Source organism: Prevotella marseillensis, from assembly GCF_900625065.1.
Taxonomy (GTDB): domain Bacteria; phylum Bacteroidota; class Bacteroidia; order Bacteroidales; family Bacteroidaceae; genus Prevotella; species Prevotella rara.
This window is the reverse complement of record NZ_UYXY01000001.1, coordinates 327,187-344,640: the sequence shown is the minus strand read 5'-3', so window position 1 is coordinate 344,640 and position 17,454 is coordinate 327,187. Positions and strand designations below refer to the sequence as shown.

At 46.4% G+C, this 17,454-nt stretch carries 11 protein-coding genes; all 11 read left to right on the top strand.

The genetic code is table 11. The features are described from left to right. The first annotated feature begins 2 nt into the window (after positions 1–2). The 11 genes from EJL04_RS01410 to EJL04_RS01360 all read left to right on the top strand — a co-directional run bounded on the left by EJL04_RS01410 (position 3) and on the right by EJL04_RS01360 (position 17,233). Positions 3–2,201, top strand: a complete 2,199-nt coding sequence (locus EJL04_RS01410; protein ID WP_082335200.1) for a S9 family peptidase — start codon at positions 3–5, stop codon at positions 2,199–2,201. A 27-nt stretch (positions 2,202–2,228) separates the two neighbouring features. Beyond that, on the top strand, positions 2,229–3,497 hold the full coding sequence (gene purD, locus EJL04_RS01405) for a phosphoribosylamine--glycine ligase (protein WP_125103896.1): 1,269 nt from the start codon (positions 2,229–2,231) through the stop codon (positions 3,495–3,497). A 266-nt stretch (positions 3,498–3,763) separates the two neighbouring features. Further along, positions 3,764–4,690, top strand: coding sequence for a hypothetical protein (locus tag EJL04_RS01400; protein ID WP_125103895.1), 927 nt, complete (start codon positions 3,764–3,766; stop codon positions 4,688–4,690). Further along, positions 4,678–5,130, top strand: a complete 453-nt coding sequence (locus EJL04_RS01395; RefSeq protein WP_021854695.1) for a YqaA family protein — start codon at positions 4,678–4,680, stop codon at positions 5,128–5,130. Before EJL04_RS01400 ends, EJL04_RS01395 begins: the two co-directional genes overlap by 13 nt. A 261-nt stretch (positions 5,131–5,391) precedes the next feature. Further along, entirely contained in the window at positions 5,392–8,709 is a 3,318-nt protein-coding gene (locus tag EJL04_RS01390; RefSeq protein ID WP_125103894.1) for a DUF2723 domain-containing protein, read from the top strand. 211 nt (positions 8,710–8,920) lie between these two features. Next, positions 8,921–9,532: a polysaccharide deacetylase family protein gene (locus EJL04_RS01385; RefSeq protein ID WP_021854693.1), complete on the top strand. Its 612-nt coding sequence runs from the start codon at positions 8,921–8,923 to the stop codon at positions 9,530–9,532. Continuing rightward, the gene (gene queG / locus EJL04_RS01380) at positions 9,510–10,640 is read left to right on the top strand and encodes a tRNA epoxyqueuosine(34) reductase QueG (RefSeq protein ID WP_125103893.1); all 1,131 of its coding nucleotides are present in this window, start codon (positions 9,510–9,512) and stop codon (positions 10,638–10,640) included. The genes EJL04_RS01385 and queG overlap by 23 nt, the downstream gene beginning before the upstream one ends. After that, the gene (locus EJL04_RS01375) at positions 10,637–11,146 is read left to right on the top strand and encodes a hypothetical protein (protein WP_021854691.1); all 510 of its coding nucleotides are present in this window, start codon (positions 10,637–10,639) and stop codon (positions 11,144–11,146) included. Before queG ends, EJL04_RS01375 begins: the two co-directional genes overlap by 4 nt. Positions 11,147–11,870: 724 nt before the next feature. Then, positions 11,871–13,487, top strand: a complete 1,617-nt coding sequence (locus EJL04_RS01370) for a tetratricopeptide repeat protein (RefSeq protein WP_125103892.1) — start codon at positions 11,871–11,873, stop codon at positions 13,485–13,487. Between the two features lie 132 nt (positions 13,488–13,619). Next, on the top strand, positions 13,620–14,561 hold the full coding sequence (locus tag EJL04_RS01365) for a GLPGLI family protein (RefSeq protein WP_125103891.1): 942 nt from the start codon (positions 13,620–13,622) through the stop codon (positions 14,559–14,561). Beyond that, positions 14,561–17,233, top strand: coding sequence for a hypothetical protein (locus EJL04_RS01360; RefSeq protein ID WP_125103890.1), 2,673 nt, complete (start codon positions 14,561–14,563; stop codon positions 17,231–17,233). The genes EJL04_RS01365 and EJL04_RS01360 overlap by 1 nt, the downstream gene beginning before the upstream one ends. Positions 17,234–17,454: the final 221 nt, after the last annotated feature.

Below are 17,454 nucleotides of genomic sequence, written 5' to 3'. Positions count from 1 at the left end.
TTATGAAACATAAGAATATTGCGGCTTTAGCCAAATTGGGTTTATTTTCATTACTGATGATGCTAACAACAACAGCTGTAAATGCCCAGAAGCAGTTTACGCTCGAAGACCTTAACTTCGGCGGCAAAAACTACCATAACATGGTGCCTAAGAACAGGTATCTTACATGGTGGGGTGACCAACTCGTGAGAACAGACACGGAAGAATGCAGCCTGGTCAACAAGAAAACCGGCAAAGAGACCGTGATGTTTACTGTTGACGACATCAACAAATGGGCAGGAACAGACGACAGCACAAAAATCCGTCACCTGTTCTATGCCTCATTCCCCTATCCCGAAAAATCACTCGTACTGATCAACGGCAAGAAAGAGCGCATGCTCATCGACTTCAAGTCGAAAAAGGTTGTATGGCGCCAGAGCTGCGAAGGCGAAAGCAACGCAGAATGGAACGCCGCATCAAGAGCAGTTGCTTTTGTAAAGGATGACAACCTGTTTGTTACCGACGGCGAAGGCAAAACCACTCAGCTGACAACCGACGGAAGCAGGGAGATTGTTTACGGACAGAGTGTACACCGCGATGAATTCGGAATATATAAAGGCACATTCTGGAGTCCCGACGGACAGAGTCTGGCTTTCTACCGCATGGATCAGAGCATGGTTGCCGACTATCCGCTCGTTAACATCGACACCAGAATAGCCACCGAAACGCCAATAAAATATCCTATGGCGGGCGAAACAAGCCATAAGGTTACAGTGGGCGTTTATAACCTGAAGACAGGAAAGACAATATATCTGAAAGCAGGCGACCCAACAGACCGCTATTTCACAAACATAGCATGGAGCCCCGACTGCAAGAAGGTTTATATGATAGAGCTTAACCGCGACCAGACTGACATGGCGCTCGTAAGCTATGACGCAACAACAGGCAACAAACTCGAGACTCTCTATAAGGAACATAACGACAAATATGTTCATCCGGTAACTCCTATCACATTCTTGCCTTGGGACGACAGCAAGTTCATACTGCAGAGTGAGAAAGACGGATATAACCATCTGTATCTGTTCAATACCAAAGGCGAACAGCTCAAGCAGATAACAAGCGGCAAATGGCTTGTACTTGAACTCGTAGGATTCAACGAGTCGAAGAAAAGCGCAATCATACTTTCAACAGAATGCAGCCCCATCCAGAACAACCTTTATATGGTTAACATAGAGACCGGCAAGCGCACTCTACTTGACAACGGCAAAGGCTTCCACGCTTCAACACGCGGCGCAGGCGGACATTGTGAGATGATTCTGTCAAGCACCGGAAAATATCTTTATGACAACTACAGCGAACCAGATGTGCCGCGCAAGATAAACATTGTAAGCACAGGCGACGCTAAAAACGTCAACTATTTTACAGCTGCCGACCCATGGAAAGGCTACAATGTACCTGAGTATTCTTGTGGAACCATCAAGGCTGCCGACGGCACCACAGACCTGTATTACAGAATGGTGAAGCCGATAGGCTTTGATCCTAACAAGAAATATCCTACCGTTGTATACGTCTACGGAGGCCCCGGCATACGCAACGTGGAGGCACGCTGGCACTATGCGAGCCGCAGCTGGGAAACATATATGGCTCAGAAGGGCTATCTGCTCTTCATCCTCGACAACAGAGGTTCGTGCGACCGCGGACGCGACTTTGAGCAGGCAACATTCCGCCACCTTGGCGTAGAGGAGATGAAAGACCAGCTCAAAGGCGTAGAATATCTGAAGAGCCTTGCTTATGTAGACACCACACGCATGGGAGTTCACGGCTGGAGTTTCGGCGGATTCATGACAACATCGCTCATGACCACCTACCCCGACGTATTTAAAGTAGGCGTTGCAGGCGGTCCGGTAATCGACTGGAAATGGTATGAAGTGATGTACGGCGAGCGTTATATGGACACACCGCAGGCCAACCCTGAAGGTTATGCAGAAACAAGCTTGATAAACAAGGCAAAGAATCTGAAAGGCAAACTGCAGATAATAATAGGCACGGTTGACCCGACTGTAGTTCCGCAGCATGCCATCTCATTCCTTAAGGCTTGCATAGAGGCAGGCACGCAGCCCGACTTCTTTGTATATCCCGGCGAGGGACACAACATGATGGGGCATCAAAGCGTACACCTGCATGAAAGAATAACACAATATTTTGAGGATTATCTAAAGTAAAAACGATAAACAAATCTTATCATAAAAATGAAGATATTATTATTGGGCGGAGGCGGCCGCGAACATGCACTGGCATGGAAAATAGCTCAAAGCGACAAAGTTGAGAAACTATATATTGCTCCGGGCAATGCCGGAACAGCCAATGTAGGCGAGAATGTTGACATAAAGGCTGACGACTTCGGATCACTGAAGGACTTTGCCGTAGAGAAAGGCATCAACATGGTTGTCGTAGGACCGGAAGATCCCCTGGTAAAAGGCATCTATGATGAATTCAAGAATGATGCACGCACAGCCAACATCCCCGTCATCGGTCCGTCAAAGCAGGGAGCTGTTCTTGAAGGATCAAAAGATTTTGCCAAGGGATTCATGCAGCGCCACAACATACCGACAGCAAGATACCAGACATTCAACGGCACAAACATTGAGGAAGGACTGAAATTTCTCGAAACGCTCCAGCCTCCTTATGTTCTAAAGGCCGACGGCTTGTGTGCCGGCAAGGGTGTTCTTATTGTTCCGACACTTGAAGAAGCCAAGAAAGAATTCAAGGAAATGCTCGACGGAATGTTCGGCAACGCATCGGCAAATGTTGTAATCGAAGAATTCCTGAGCGGTATCGAATGCTCAGTATTTGTACTGACAGACGGCAAGAACTATAAGATTCTGCCTGAGGCAAAAGACTACAAGCGCATAGGCGAACACGACACAGGCCTCAACACCGGCGGAATGGGCAGCGTAACTCCTGTACCCTTCGCAACAAAAGAATGGATGCAGAAGGTTGAAGACCGCATCATCCGCCCGACAGTAGACGGACTTGCAGCAGAAGGCATCGACTATAAGGGCTTCATCTTCTTCGGTCTTATTAACGTAAACGGCGACCCGATGGTTATCGAATACAACTGCCGCATGGGCGACCCTGAGACAGAGAGCGTGATGCTGCGTCTGAAGAGCGACATCGTAGACCTCTTTGAAGGCGTGGCCAACGGCGATCTCGACAAGCATGAAATTGAATTCGATGAACGCGCAGCCGTATGCGTAATGCTTGTAAGCGGCGGATATCCCGAGAAATATGCCAAGGGCTACACCATCAGCGGCATTGACAAAGTTGACGGAAGCATCGTGTTCCACTCCGGTACTGCCATCAAAGACGGCAATATCGTTACGGCAGGCGGACGCGTGATAGCAGTAAGCTCTTACGGAAAAGACAAGGAAGAAGCCTTGAAGAAATCGTTTGAAGAAGCTCAGAAAATTGAGTTTAAGGACAAATACTTCCGCAGCGATATAGGACAAGACCTCTAGACGGAAGGTAACATTGAAGGTCAAGACGGTGTGTCAAAATATGTAGTTACAGGAAAAGGCTGAAATAAGTTCGTGCCCGATGAGCAGAAACAAAACAAACAGCCCGTTAAAACAGCTTTACATCTGCCTTAGTTACAGGGGAAGACTGTTACAAATAACGGAAGCATCCTTTAACAATATTTTGTCACACCATCTTCTATTATAATAATGTGTTCTTATTGGAACATATATTTCCATTATAATTAAAGAATTTAAGGTTTTCAGAAGTGGTAAAAAGATTACAGAACAAAATAGCGGGAAGCCGCTTCGCACTGCCGGTGACGGCAGTTTATTCAATTATGATATGGCTGGCAGGCGGTCTCATCGCAAATCAGCTGTATCTTCATTTCCTGTTGTTCGGACTTTCTGCCTATTTGATGGTCGAACTCAACAACAGCAACTCGCTCATACGCATCTACAGCCGTATGGTTTCCTGTTCGTTTATGGCACTTACGCTCATGTCTGCTTTTCTTTTCGATTCCACAGACGTGTGGGTCGTCCAGTTTTGTGTTGTTGCCACATATCTTATTCTGTTCAAATGCTATCAGAACAAGCGCTCGCAAGGCTTGGTGTTCTATGCATTTTTCTTCATCGGCATTGCCAGCATCTTTTTCATTCAGATATTATACTTCGTACCATTCCTATGGATAATGATGCGTGCCAACCTCATGTCGTTCAGCATGCGTTCGCTCCTGGCGTCACTCATCGGCATAACAGCGCCATACTGGTTTCTTTCGGGATATTTCATCTTCAACGGCACGGCCGATCTTCTGCTCGCCCACATAGAGTCGATAGCTCAGTTTGCATCGCCATTCCAGTTTGACTTCAGCAATTATCACATAATAGCTACTTTTGCTTACATCACGATTATCGCCGCAATAGGCAGCTTCCATTTTCTGCGCAACAGCTATAAGGACAAGATAAGAACCAGGATGATTTATGAGATTCTCATAACAATGACAGCCATAACCTTTGTCTTTATAATATTACAACCGCAGCACATAAAGCCGCTGTTAAGCATCATGACAATAAGCACGAGCATACTGGCTGCCCACTATATAGCACTGACAAATACAAAGCTGACAAACATCACGTTCTGCTGCCTGACAGCAGGCACTTTAGCACTAACTGCATATAACTTATGGATTCCCTAATAGAAATTCTGACAAACTACGGATATGTAGGAATGCTGATTTCTGCATTCCTTGCGGGCAGCATATTCCCCTTGAGCAGCGAGGTGGTTATGCTTGCGCTTCTTGCTGCCGGACTCGACCCGTGGCAGCTGGTTATTTACGGCACAATAGGCAACGTGCTCGGAAGCATGCTCAACTATGGCATCGGCATGCTCGGACGCATAGACTGGATTGAAAAATACCTGCACGTGAACAAAAAAGAACTCGACAGAGCCAAACGGTTCATGGCCGGCCGTGGCGCATGGATGGGCTTTTTCTCCTTTCTTCCGGTCATCGGCGAAGGCATAACAATAGTACTAGGCCTGATGCGCTCTAACGTTGCCATAACCGTCATAAGCGTTATAATCGGAAAATTTCTGCGATATGCGCTCATCATCTACGGCGTTGAAATTTTCGTGTAGCCTAAAGCGGCGGTGCATATATGATAATGCATTGAATATCAAAAAGTTACGCACACAACTATAAAGCACACACAGCACATATTGACATGCCGCGAGATGCGGCAGGGGGCCAAAAGCCACACAACATGTTATGCCTTAGGCAGTTACACAAACTCAAGATAATATTAAAACAAATTAATTTATTTTGTTTTATCTCTGATTTACATTATCTTTGCACGTATTTTATTGAAAATTGAAATTCATAAAAAACAGTTATATTCAATGAAACAATTTAAATTAGTGGACAATATTCTAGGCTGGTTAGCTTTTTTTATTGCAGCCTTCGTATATTGTAGCACCATTGAGCCGACAGCCAGTTTCTGGGACTGTCCGGAGTTTATTACAACAGGGTATAAGTTAGAAATCGGTCACCCGCCCGGTGCACCTTTCTTCATGCTCACAGCCAATCTGTTCTCTCAGTTTGCCAGCGACCCGTCGCAAGTGGCTCTCATGGTGAACACTATGAGCGCACTTCTCAGCGCAACATGTATTATGTTCCTCTTCTGGACCATAACACACCTGACACGCAAACTTATTCTGAAAGACTGGAGCCAGCTGACAACAGGCAAGCTCATTGCCATTGAAGCCAGCGGCCTTGTGGGAGCATTGATATATACATTCAGCGACACATTCTGGTTCAGTGCCGTTGAGGGTGAGGTTTATGCCTACTCTTCAGCGTTCACGGCCATTGTGTTCTGGCTCATACTAAAATGGGAAGACCATGCCGACGAGCCTCACAGCGACCGCTGGCTGGTGCTTATCACCTACATGACCGGACTGAGCATCGGTGTCCACCTGCTCAACCTCCTTTGTCTTCCGGCCATTGTCCTGGTGTTCTATTACCGCAAGTTCCCCAATGCCAACCTCAAGGGTTCTCTCATAGCACTCTTCATATCGTTTGTACTTGTTGCAGCCATCCTCTACGGCGTGGTTCCGGGCATCATCAAGGTTGGCGGATGGTTCGAACTGTTCTTTGTCAACGTGCTGGGCTGCCCGTTCAACACCGGCGAAATTATCTACATCATACTGCTCGTGGCCATCGTCATATGGGCTATCTATGAGAGCTACAACAACAAGAACCAAAAGCGCGAGAACATTTCGTTCCTGCTCTCTGTTGCCATGCTCGGCGTGCCGTTCTACGGTTTCGGCATATCTGCCTTCATCATCGGCGTAATAGTTCTTGCTGCCCTGTGGTTCGTACTCAAATGGAAGCGCGGTAAAGAGCTGCTCGTAAGCTCACGCATCAAGCACACAGCTCTGCTCTGCATGCTTATGCTTATGATCGGATATTCAAGCTATGCACTCATCGTCATCAGGTCTTCGGCCAACCCTCCTATGGACCAGAACTCTCCCGAGGACATCTTCACGCTGGGAAGCTACCTCAGCCGCGACCAGTATGGCGACAGCCCGCTGCTCTTCGGACAGGCTTACACCTCTCAGGTGCAGTTTGACCGCGACGGCGAATACTGCAAGCCGCGCATGAAGCAGGGCGCACCTATATACCAGCGCAAGGAGAAAGCTTCTGCCGACGAAAAAGACTCTTACTTCATAGTTCGCTATAAGACCGACTACATCTATGCACAGAACATGGTGTTCCCGCGTATGTGGGATGCCGCACACGCTAGTGCATACGAGAGCTGGATGGGCGGAGTTGACGGCACACAGGTGCCTTACGACCGCTGCGGCGAGCCTATAACCGTGAAGATGCCTACACAGATGGAGAACATACGCTTCTTCCTGTCTTATCAGTGCAACTTCATGTACTGGCGCTACTTCATGTGGAACTTTGCCGGACGTCAGAACGACATTCAGGGCAACGGCGAACTTGAACACGGCAACTGGATTTCTGGTATTCCGTTCTTCGACAACTGGCGTCTGGGCGACCAGAGCAAGCTGCCTGATGACCTGAAGGACAACAAGGGACACAACGTGTTCTATTGTCTGCCGCTGCTGCTCGGTCTCATCGGTCTGTTCTGGCAGGCTTACCGCGGACAGCGTGGCATACGCCAGTTCTGGGTAGTGTTCTTCCTGTTCTTCATGACAGGTCTGGCCATCGTCATATATCTTAACCAGACACCTATGCAGCCGCGTGAGCGCGACTATGCGTATGCAGGCTCGTTCTATGCTTTTGCCATCTGGTGCGGTATTGGCGTTGCAGCCATCATCGACCTTCTGAAGCGACTCAACATCAACGGCACAGCCGTGTCTGCAATAGTGTCTATCCTCTGCCTGCTCGTTCCTATACAGATGGCAAGCCAGACATGGGACGACCACGACCGCAGCGGACGCTACACATGCCGCGACTTCGGACAGAACTATCTGATGTCAATGCAGGACAAAGGCAACCCGATTATATTCACAAACGGAGACAACGACACATTCCCGCTCTGGTATAATCAGGAAGTTGAGGGAGCAAGGACAGACGCACGCGTCTGCAACCTGAGCTATCTGCAGACCGACTGGTATATCGATCAGATGTGCCGCCAGGCTTACAACTCTCCTTCAGTGCCTATCACATGGCCGCGACTCGACTACTGCTCAGGCACCAACGAGTATGTTGAGGTTGTACCCGAACTGAAGCAGCAGATTCTCGACTTCTATAAGACTAACCCGAAGGAGGCAAAGGCCACATTGGGCGACAATCCGTTTGAAGTAAAGAACGTTCTCAAGCATTGGGTACGCGACGGCAAGGACGACATGCATGTCATACCTACCGACACGCTGTATCTGACCATTGACAAAGAGGCCGTAAGAAAGAGCGGCATGATGATGGCGAGCGACTCTATACCTGATCAGATGATCATCTCGCTCAAAGGCAAGAACGCTCTTTACAAAGGCGACCTGATGATGCTCGAGATGATTTCACAGTGCAACTGGACACGTCCTGTCTACGTGGCTATCACTGTTGGTCAGGAAAACTATATGAACCTTGGCGACAACTTCATACAGGAAGGTCTGGCTAACCGCATCACACCGTTTACGACAAATGCTCCGGGCATGAAGAACTTCGACACAGAGCGTGTTTACACCAACCTCATGACACGCTTCAAGTTCGGCGGTCTCGACAAGAAGGGCATCTATCTCGACGAAACTGTGATGCGCATGTGCTACACTCACAGACGTCTCTTTGCGCAGCTTGCGCTCAACCTGATACAGGAGGGCAAGAAAGACAAGGCTGCCAAGGCCCTGGCATATGCAGAGAAAGTCATACCGGCATACAATGTGCCGATGAACTATCTCAGCGGAGGTATCGACATAGCCAAGGCTTACGCCCTGCTGGGCAACAAGGCAAAGGCTAAGGAGGCCATCAACTCAGTGTTCAAGAACGCACACCAGTATATGGTTTGGTACAACTCGCTCAGCGGAAGCCGCTTTATGCAGTCGCAGCAAGACTGCATGATGCACCTATACGTCATGAACTCTTGCATCGACATAGCCCACATGATAGACAACAAATGGGCAGAGAGCCTCATGAAGCAGTTTAACGCCGACGCTGCCACATATCAGAGCAAAGGCGGACGACTGATGGGCGAAGAATGATTTATAATTGATAATTGAGAGTTGAGAATGGATAATTATGATTGCTCTCACGACCTTTAAGCCGACTGTCAAAGAATTGGCTTAAAGGAATATACGAGAGAATGCCTCTAAAGGCAAATCATAATTGGCTTACGTCGAGCTTAATTTCTCCATTCGCGACTCTCAATTATAAATTTGAATAAACTTAACATCAGAAAGAAAAAGAAAAAAGATGATTATAGAACAGCCGGCCAAATGGCTACGTTGGCTCTACCCGAGGGCAACATGGAGAATGGACAAGAACGAGAAGGCGGTATATCTCACCTTCGACGACGGGCCTATACCCGAATCAACGCCGTTTATCCTGAAGACCTTGGCCGAATATGGGGCTCACGCCACATTTTTCATGGTTGGAGAAAACGTAAGCAAGCACCCCGAGCTGTTCAGGCAAATCGTCGAAGCCGGCCATCAGGTGGGCAACCACACATACAACCACTGGGGCGGCTTTAAGCACTCTACCAAAGCCTACAGCGCAAACACCGAAAAGGCAAACCGCCTTATCAACGCGCATCTGTTCAGACCGCCGCACGGGTGGATGCTGTGGGAACAGTATTTCTGGCTGGGGCGCAAATACCGCATCGTGATGTGGGACCTCGTTACACGCGACTACAGCAAATGGCTTACTGCCGAAGACGTGCTGAAAAACGTTAAGCGATACACGCGCAACGGCTCTATCATCACGTTTCACGACTCGCTGAAGAGCATCGACAAACTGAGATACGCTCTGCCGGAGGCACTGAAATGGCTAAAAGAACAGGGATATGAGTTTAAAACTTTCGAGTGAAACGATAAAAGCCGAGGCACGCAACCTCGGCTTTTTTGCATGTGGCATAGCCAAGGCTGAGCCAGTTGAAGCCGAAGAAACAGCAAGATTCGCTGCATGGCTCGGCCGTAAGGGCCATGCCGGCATGGACTATATGGCTGCCAACGTCGACAAGAGGCTCAACCCGCAGCTGCTCATGCCGGGCGTAAAGAGCATTGTCTGCGTTGCGCTCAGCTACGCTCCGTCAAGCCGCATACCCGCCGACGAGCCACAATTAGCCGCCTATGCCCTGGGCCAAGACTATCATTACATAATGAAAGACAAGCTGCGCAAGCTGGCCTCAACGCTCGGACTAACTGAACGCACAGACAACAACGCCACACTGGCGGCAACACTCCCCAAAGCAGACAAACCATGCAGCGCAAATGCCGCCTCACAATCCTCACTCGGCAGCAGCCCAAATAACCTACCCGTCCACAACCAAAAGAGTAATCAAAATTTTCAATTCTCAATTCTCAATTCTCAAATCCCTACCTTCCGCGCCTTCTGCGACACAGCTCCGGTGCTCGAACGCTATTGGGCGATGAAGGCCGGATTGGGTTGGATTGGGCGCAACCATCAGCTTATAATCCCCCATGCCGGCAGCATGTTCTTCCTCGGAGAGCTGTTTGTCGATGCAGAACTTGAATACGACAGTCCCCTGCCCTCACGTTGCGGCAACTGTCACGCCTGCACAGACGCCTGCCCCACCGGCGCCATGCATCTGACAGACGACAGCCGGCGCACAGAGTTCAGCTCAGACCGCTGCCTCTCTTACCTGACCATTGAGAACCGAGGCGACATTCCGCAGGAATATGCCTGCAAGATGGGCAACTGCATCTACGGCTGCGACCGCTGCCAGGACGCCTGCCCGTGGAACAGGTTTGCACAGGGCACAACAGAAGAGCGGCTCCGCCCGCGCGAAGAACTGCTCAACATGACGCGCGAGAAATGGACATCACTGACCGTGGACGACTATCGCCGGCTCTTCAAGGGCAGCGCCGTGAAGCGTGCCAAATACGACGGACTGATGCGCAACATAAAGGCTGCGCTGCAAGACAACAACAACAATAACAATGACAAGATATGAAACAGATCAGCAAAGACATCGTGCTGGCGGCCGTAGTGAGAAGTTTCTTCAAATACTTCGTCACCGGAATAATAGAGTCGCAGCACGGCACCGACATCCAGAACGGCTTTGAGCCGATAAACGTAAAGAAAACCATGCTCAACCACTATGAGCACATTTCGCGCTATTTCAATCGCGAGGCCTTCTTTGCCCTGATGCGCCTCAACTTCGCAACAGAGGAGATGGAGCAGCAGCTGCGCGAGTTTATGAAGCCCGGAACCAGCGACATGGAGCTTGTCCGCTTTGCCTGCCGCACTGACGACTTCTATCAGGCCATGGTGAACGAATATAAGCGCAACTTCGAACTGCTGTTGTGCGGCCGTCTGGAGCAGCAGGATGAGCACGACGCCAACTACACACGCCTGCCCGAAGGCGGCACGATAGACGCCGAAATGGCAGAAAAGATTATCGGCGAAATTGCTGCACACGCTTACTCGCACGGCAAGAACATCGGCAAAACCCATTGACCGCGAGAGCTGATTAATAAGGGTAAGAATTCCCAAACAGCACCTTTATCCACACAAATCACAATGCAAGTAAATACAACAATTTGCTTACATTGTGATTTTTTGTAAGCATCAGTAACCACATTCTTCCCGAAAAAGCGCAATCAGGCACGAAAAACAGCCAGTTTTTCGTGTGCATCTGTAATTATCTTTATACCAACACGATATGCATATATCAATAATTTTGTGCAAAAATCTCATACTGTTAAAAAACATTACTCGGCCACTTTTGGGTCGTAACTCATAGAGTAACGGTTAAAAACCCTGGCACTTTTGATAAGGAACTCACCCATCTACCTCGCCAAAAACAGCATAATAATGCACAATATCATGCTTTCTGCACCTAAAAACCCATCATCTTAGCACTCAAAACGCCATAAATTGCATAACTGATCCAATAATAAGCAACAGAATCACTCTATTTTCCTACTTTCACATGACAATAGCCAACTGACGTTTTGAAATACAATAATCAAAAACAGATATCAAAAGTTCATATCCACATCGCTACATTATTTTAATAAAAACTAATCTACTATCGCCGCATTTTACCAAAATTTTTAATATATTTGAACAAGATATGATGCGGCTCGGCAATGCAAAATCAAAAACACCGGTTTTTTGTTTGCCATTGCTCTCGCCTTTTTATATCTTTGCATTTATCACAAATGAAAACACGGACATCATGAAATTATTGCGGATTATTGTTGCCGTCGTTACGGCATTGTACTTCTGCTCATGCCAACAAAACGACATACGGATTAAGCAGTTGACAAACATTGACAGCGTTGCAGACAACGACGCCGAACGGGCACTGAACATGCTCGACAGCATCGGGCCATACATGAAAAACGCTACTAAGGCATCAAGAAACTATTATGAACTGCTGAAAATCAAGGCTCAGGACAAGGCATACATACCGCAAACATCCGATTCTACGATAACAAGGCTCGTAGAATATTATGAAAATAAAGGCGACAAGAGACTTCTGCCCAAGGCATACTATTATGCAGGAAGAATATACAGGAAACTCCATGATGCCCCACAAGCTGTAAAATATTTCAATATGGCTGAAGCAACTGCTAAAAAATATTCAAAGGACACAAAGCTGTTGGCAAACATTTACGCACAAGCCGGATACACTCTGAGATATCAGGAATTTCATAAAAGGTCACTTATAAAATTTATCAATGCATATAAAACTGACAAGATAAACAATGACACGTGCAACATGGTGTTAAGCCTGCGTGACATAGCCGACACCTACCGGAATTTGGAAAATCCGTATAAGGCATTGGAATATTTCAATATTGCAAAAAGGCTGGCATCAACACTTGACGACAAAAGCTACGCTTCGTCTATAAAAGACCAGATGGCTTCCTTATATTTATATGAATTAAAAGACACAGACAAGGCATTTAAACTTCTTAAAGAATCAGATCCTTACAGAGATTCCATAGAGATAAGTCCGGCCCTTTCTATATATTCTGAATTATATAGAATAACCGGAAAGGAAGACTCTGCACTGATGTGCTATAAGAAACTGCTCAAATACGGAAATATTTACGGAAGACAAGGAGCATACGACGGACTGACAAGACACTGCATAAAGAGCGGCAAGAACAAAGAGGCATACAAATACTTTGAGCTGTACATAAACATATCCGACTCAATAAGAAAATTAAACGCATCTGACGCCGTGGCAAAATATCTCGCTCTTTATGACTACAGCATAAGGGATGAGCAAAACAAAGAACTTAAATTGAAAAACCAACAGGAAAAATCAAAGACAACCATCTTCGTTATTACAAGCATACTGCTGGCTACAATCCTGATATCGACAATTATGCTATACAGAAAAAGATTTGAAATAATAAATCTTAAAATCGAGAAACTGAAAATAATTAACAGCGGAATTAAGGAAAACAAGGCGAAACCGACCGATGATAAAATAAGAAAAATAAATTCGTCAGAAATATACAAAACCATACAAAAGAAAATTTCTGCATACCCGGAAAAGAACGAAAACCTGTCAGAAACGGAATGGGACGAACTTGACAATGTGGTAAACTCTGTTTACGAGAACTACACAGAGAAACTTCATAACATTTACAACAGAATGAGCAGTTTTGAATATAGAGTGTGTCTGCTTATTAAGATAAATATCTCCCCCGTAAACATATCACATCTTACCAACCACAGCAAGGAATCAATATCTTCTGTCAGAAGAAGACTCTACTACAAAGCATTTAACCGCAAAGGCAGTCCGGCTGACTGGGACGAGATAATCAGCTCACTGTAAGGCATTTACACCGCACAATCATGCCACATAATATAATTATGCACACAAAATGCACACTGTAATAATGATATACAAATATTGAAAAAGGCTAAATTTGCAACTGCATGTCATATCACATATAAACGCGAAATTATGAAAAACATCGTTATCATCATTAGCCTGTCACTTTTTATGTGTGCCGCATCCTGCGCACAAGACATAAAAGACAATCCGCAGTTTGCTAAAAGCGTTAAAAGCAACATACGCAAAGCCAGACGCTCATCGGGCATAAGCCGTCCGTTCAGCATCAGCAAAAAAGACATGAAGGACATCGACTCATGCAGGATAAAGGTTTACTATGACGTTAAATTCGTAAAAGACACTGCCGACCGTGCATCCGTATGCAAAGACCTGCAGAGACTCGATATCGGCTACAACTACACTTACTGTTACAGCAGACTGCTGCATATTAACGACTCTCTGCGCACGATAGCATACGAAAAAGACGAGAACTATCCTTCGAAACTAGACGAAAACGACGTGCTGCCGGAAGAAATACTCACCAATACGAAAACAAAAAACCTTAACGTAAGGCGCAGGATGTATTATAACTATACAAACCTATGCTACAATGAGGCTGCTCCAAAAATTGAATGGAAGCTGGAAAGCGGAAGCAAAACAATAATTGGCTATCAGTGCAAAAAGGCATCGTGCACGTTCCGCGGACGTAAATACACGGCATGGTACACACCCGACATTCCCATATATAGCGGTCCGTATAAATTTGCCGACCTGCCAGGACTCATCATGCAGATAAGTTCAGACGACAATGACTACATCTGGACATGCGTAGGACTGGAGAAAGGACGGCCCGGCGACATGATAACAACTTATAAAGCCCACAACATGAAAGAAAAGGTGATGACAAGAGAGAAGATTATGGCTCTGATAAAGAAGATTTATAAAGACCCGGGAGGCGCACTGGCCGTGGGCGGTCCAAAAGAACTGTTTGTCAGCGACGACAGAAAAACCGTACACATGGTTACATCAGGCGACTATCCTCCTGAGCCTTACAACCCGATTGAGCTTGAATAATGAGTCATAACAAAACGAAAAAGGAAAAATCGCTGATGAAACGTTACACCATACTGCTCTTGATATTAATGTCTGCCTATAGTGTAGCCTTCGCGCAGACCATATTCACAGGCAAGATTACCGACGGCAAAGGCACACCACTGACTGACATAACAGTAATGGCGCTGTCGGAAAAAGACACGACAAGCGTCATTGCATACACGTTTACGGAAAGCGACGGACGCTATAAACTGCAGTTTGACAGCAACGAGAGTGAAATAAGGCTCATGGTGTACGGCTTCAACATAAAGAAAATAAGCGAAACCGTAAAGAACATATCGGCAACACATAACTATAAGACAGAAAAAGAGTCGATAGAGCTACAGGAAGTAGTGGTGAAATCGGGTAAAATCTGGCAGCTTGGCGACACGCTCAACTATTCGGTCGACGCCTTTATCGGCAAGAACGACATATCAATAGGCGATGTGCTAAGGCGTATGCCCGGCATTCAGGTTGACGACAACGGACATATTTATTATCAGGGCAAGAATATAAGCCACCTTTACATCAACGGCATAGACGCTCTTGCCGGACGTTACAGCATTGCCACCAACAATCTTGCGGCGCAAATGGTGGCAACGGTTCAGGTGATGGAGAACCATCAGGGAGTGAAAGCCCTGAAAAAACTCGTTATTCCAGACGAGGCAGCTATAAACCTGAAACTGAAACCTGAGGCAGCCGGCACGTTAAATATGGAAGCACTGCTCGGCGTCGGTGCCGACGACAATGGCATGATGTGGCACGAAGAAGCTGTCATGACTTATTTTTCAAAAAAGAGACAGCACATAGCAACATATAAGACGGCCAACGACGGCACTGACGTGTCGTCAGAACTTGCATCATGCAACAACAGTGGCGAAGCTGAACAGTTTACCGACATTGTGCGCCCTACTCCGCCTGGTATAGACAAGCACAACTATTATTTTAATCAGTCGCACGCAGCAAGCATTAATTCCGTATGGAAAAACGACGATGACCACGAAACTCGGCTTAACATTGTTTACTCCAACGACCATGAACACAGAAACAGTTATGACAAGACTACATATTTGCTTCCCGACGGGAGCAACACCGTGATATCGGAACAGTTGGCCGATGCTGCTACAGAAAACAGGGCTGAAGGCGACTTTGAATATAAGATAAACAAAGAGAAACTATATCTCAGCGAAACGGCCGGTATGACAGCTCACTGGAACAGCGGCAAAGGCTATACCGAAAACAGTGAAGCACCCATAAGTCAAAGTCTGTGGACACGCAACATAAGCATGCAAAACCGCCTGAGCATGATAATAAAGAAAGACGACTATAAAGGCGTGGCCGTAAACTCGCTCGTCACCTATGAAAAAAAGCCGCAGGCGCTGACGGTTATGCCTTGCATGTATGACTCAATCTTCGGCAACGGAAATTATACGGGGATGAGACAAGACGTAAAGAGCCGCAGATTCATGACTGAAAACTCAGCTGAAATGTTGTCTGCAATTAAAATAGGAAACTTCAGAATATCGCCCAAAGCCACGCTCAACTATAACCACAGCGGCATGGAAAGCGTACTGAACACAACAGGAGCAGCCTCGACGAGAGTAACCGATTTTGCTAATGACACTTATCTGTCGCACCTTAAAACGGGAATAACTGCGATGCTAGACTATTACGACGGCAGTCTTAACGCAGGAATAAACGTTCCGCTGATGTACGAAATGCTGAGCCTCAACCAGAAAATACAGCAGAACAGCATCAGCCGCAACGACTTCAACGTTTCGCTCACAGCTTATGTCAGATGGAAAGCGCTGTCAAATCTGACAATAAGCGGCCACTATACAGCCGACCACAGATACCCTTCATTGTCAACTCTTTACGGAGGATATATCCTCACCAACTATCGTCAAATAGCATCTTACGAGGCTTATATACCACGCATGACATGGCAGGCAGCAGACATTGACATCGACTTTAAAGATCCGTTCAACATGATATTCATAACGCTCAATGCCTCTTATTCGTGCAGAAGTCCAAAAGTGATATATGGTGAAACGTTCAACGGAATATTATCTCACATGTATGCCCGCACCACATCAAGCCGTGGTGAAGAATTTGCCGTAATGCTTTCGGCAGGCAAAAACATAAGTTGGAAAAACATAAGCATAAAACTGACTGCCCAATACAGCAAAGGACACATGCCCGTATTGCGCCAGGAGCAGATAACGAGATATAACTCTGAGGCGGCAGTATTCACAGCCGGAATAAAGGCAGAGCCGTTCAACTTCATGTCTGTCGATGCCGGCAGCAGTATGTTTCTGTCTAAAGGAAGCACGACAGACGGATATTCAATGCCGGCAATACGCACAATGAACAACAGCTTGCTGCTCAGCCTCAGCATGCCGATGAACATAAGTATTGACACTGGACTGAACCACTATTACAACAACTTGGCAATTGGCAACAAATCATTTGCGTTGCTTAACTTAAAATTTAACCTGAATCATAAACGAGTGAAATATTCTCTTGAATGCAACAATCTGCTCAACACACACAAGTATGTCTATTCTTACAACATTGCCATGTCTGAATTTTATTCCGAATACAACTTGCGCGGCCGCTCCGTTATGCTGACGGCAAGGATGAATTTATTTTAGTGGCAAGACAAAGCACGCATATTATTGATTAAAGCAGCGTTTGAATACAGCAAAACAGCCATTCCATATCTAGCAGATTGTCATCTGTTTTTTACAGACACAGGCGAACGTGCCAAAGAAAAAATTAGAGACAGTACGCCTCCCCAAAAAAAATAAAACATCTGCAGACACCAATATTTTTGTCGAATTAAACAATATGCTGGCCTGTGAACAATTGAAAT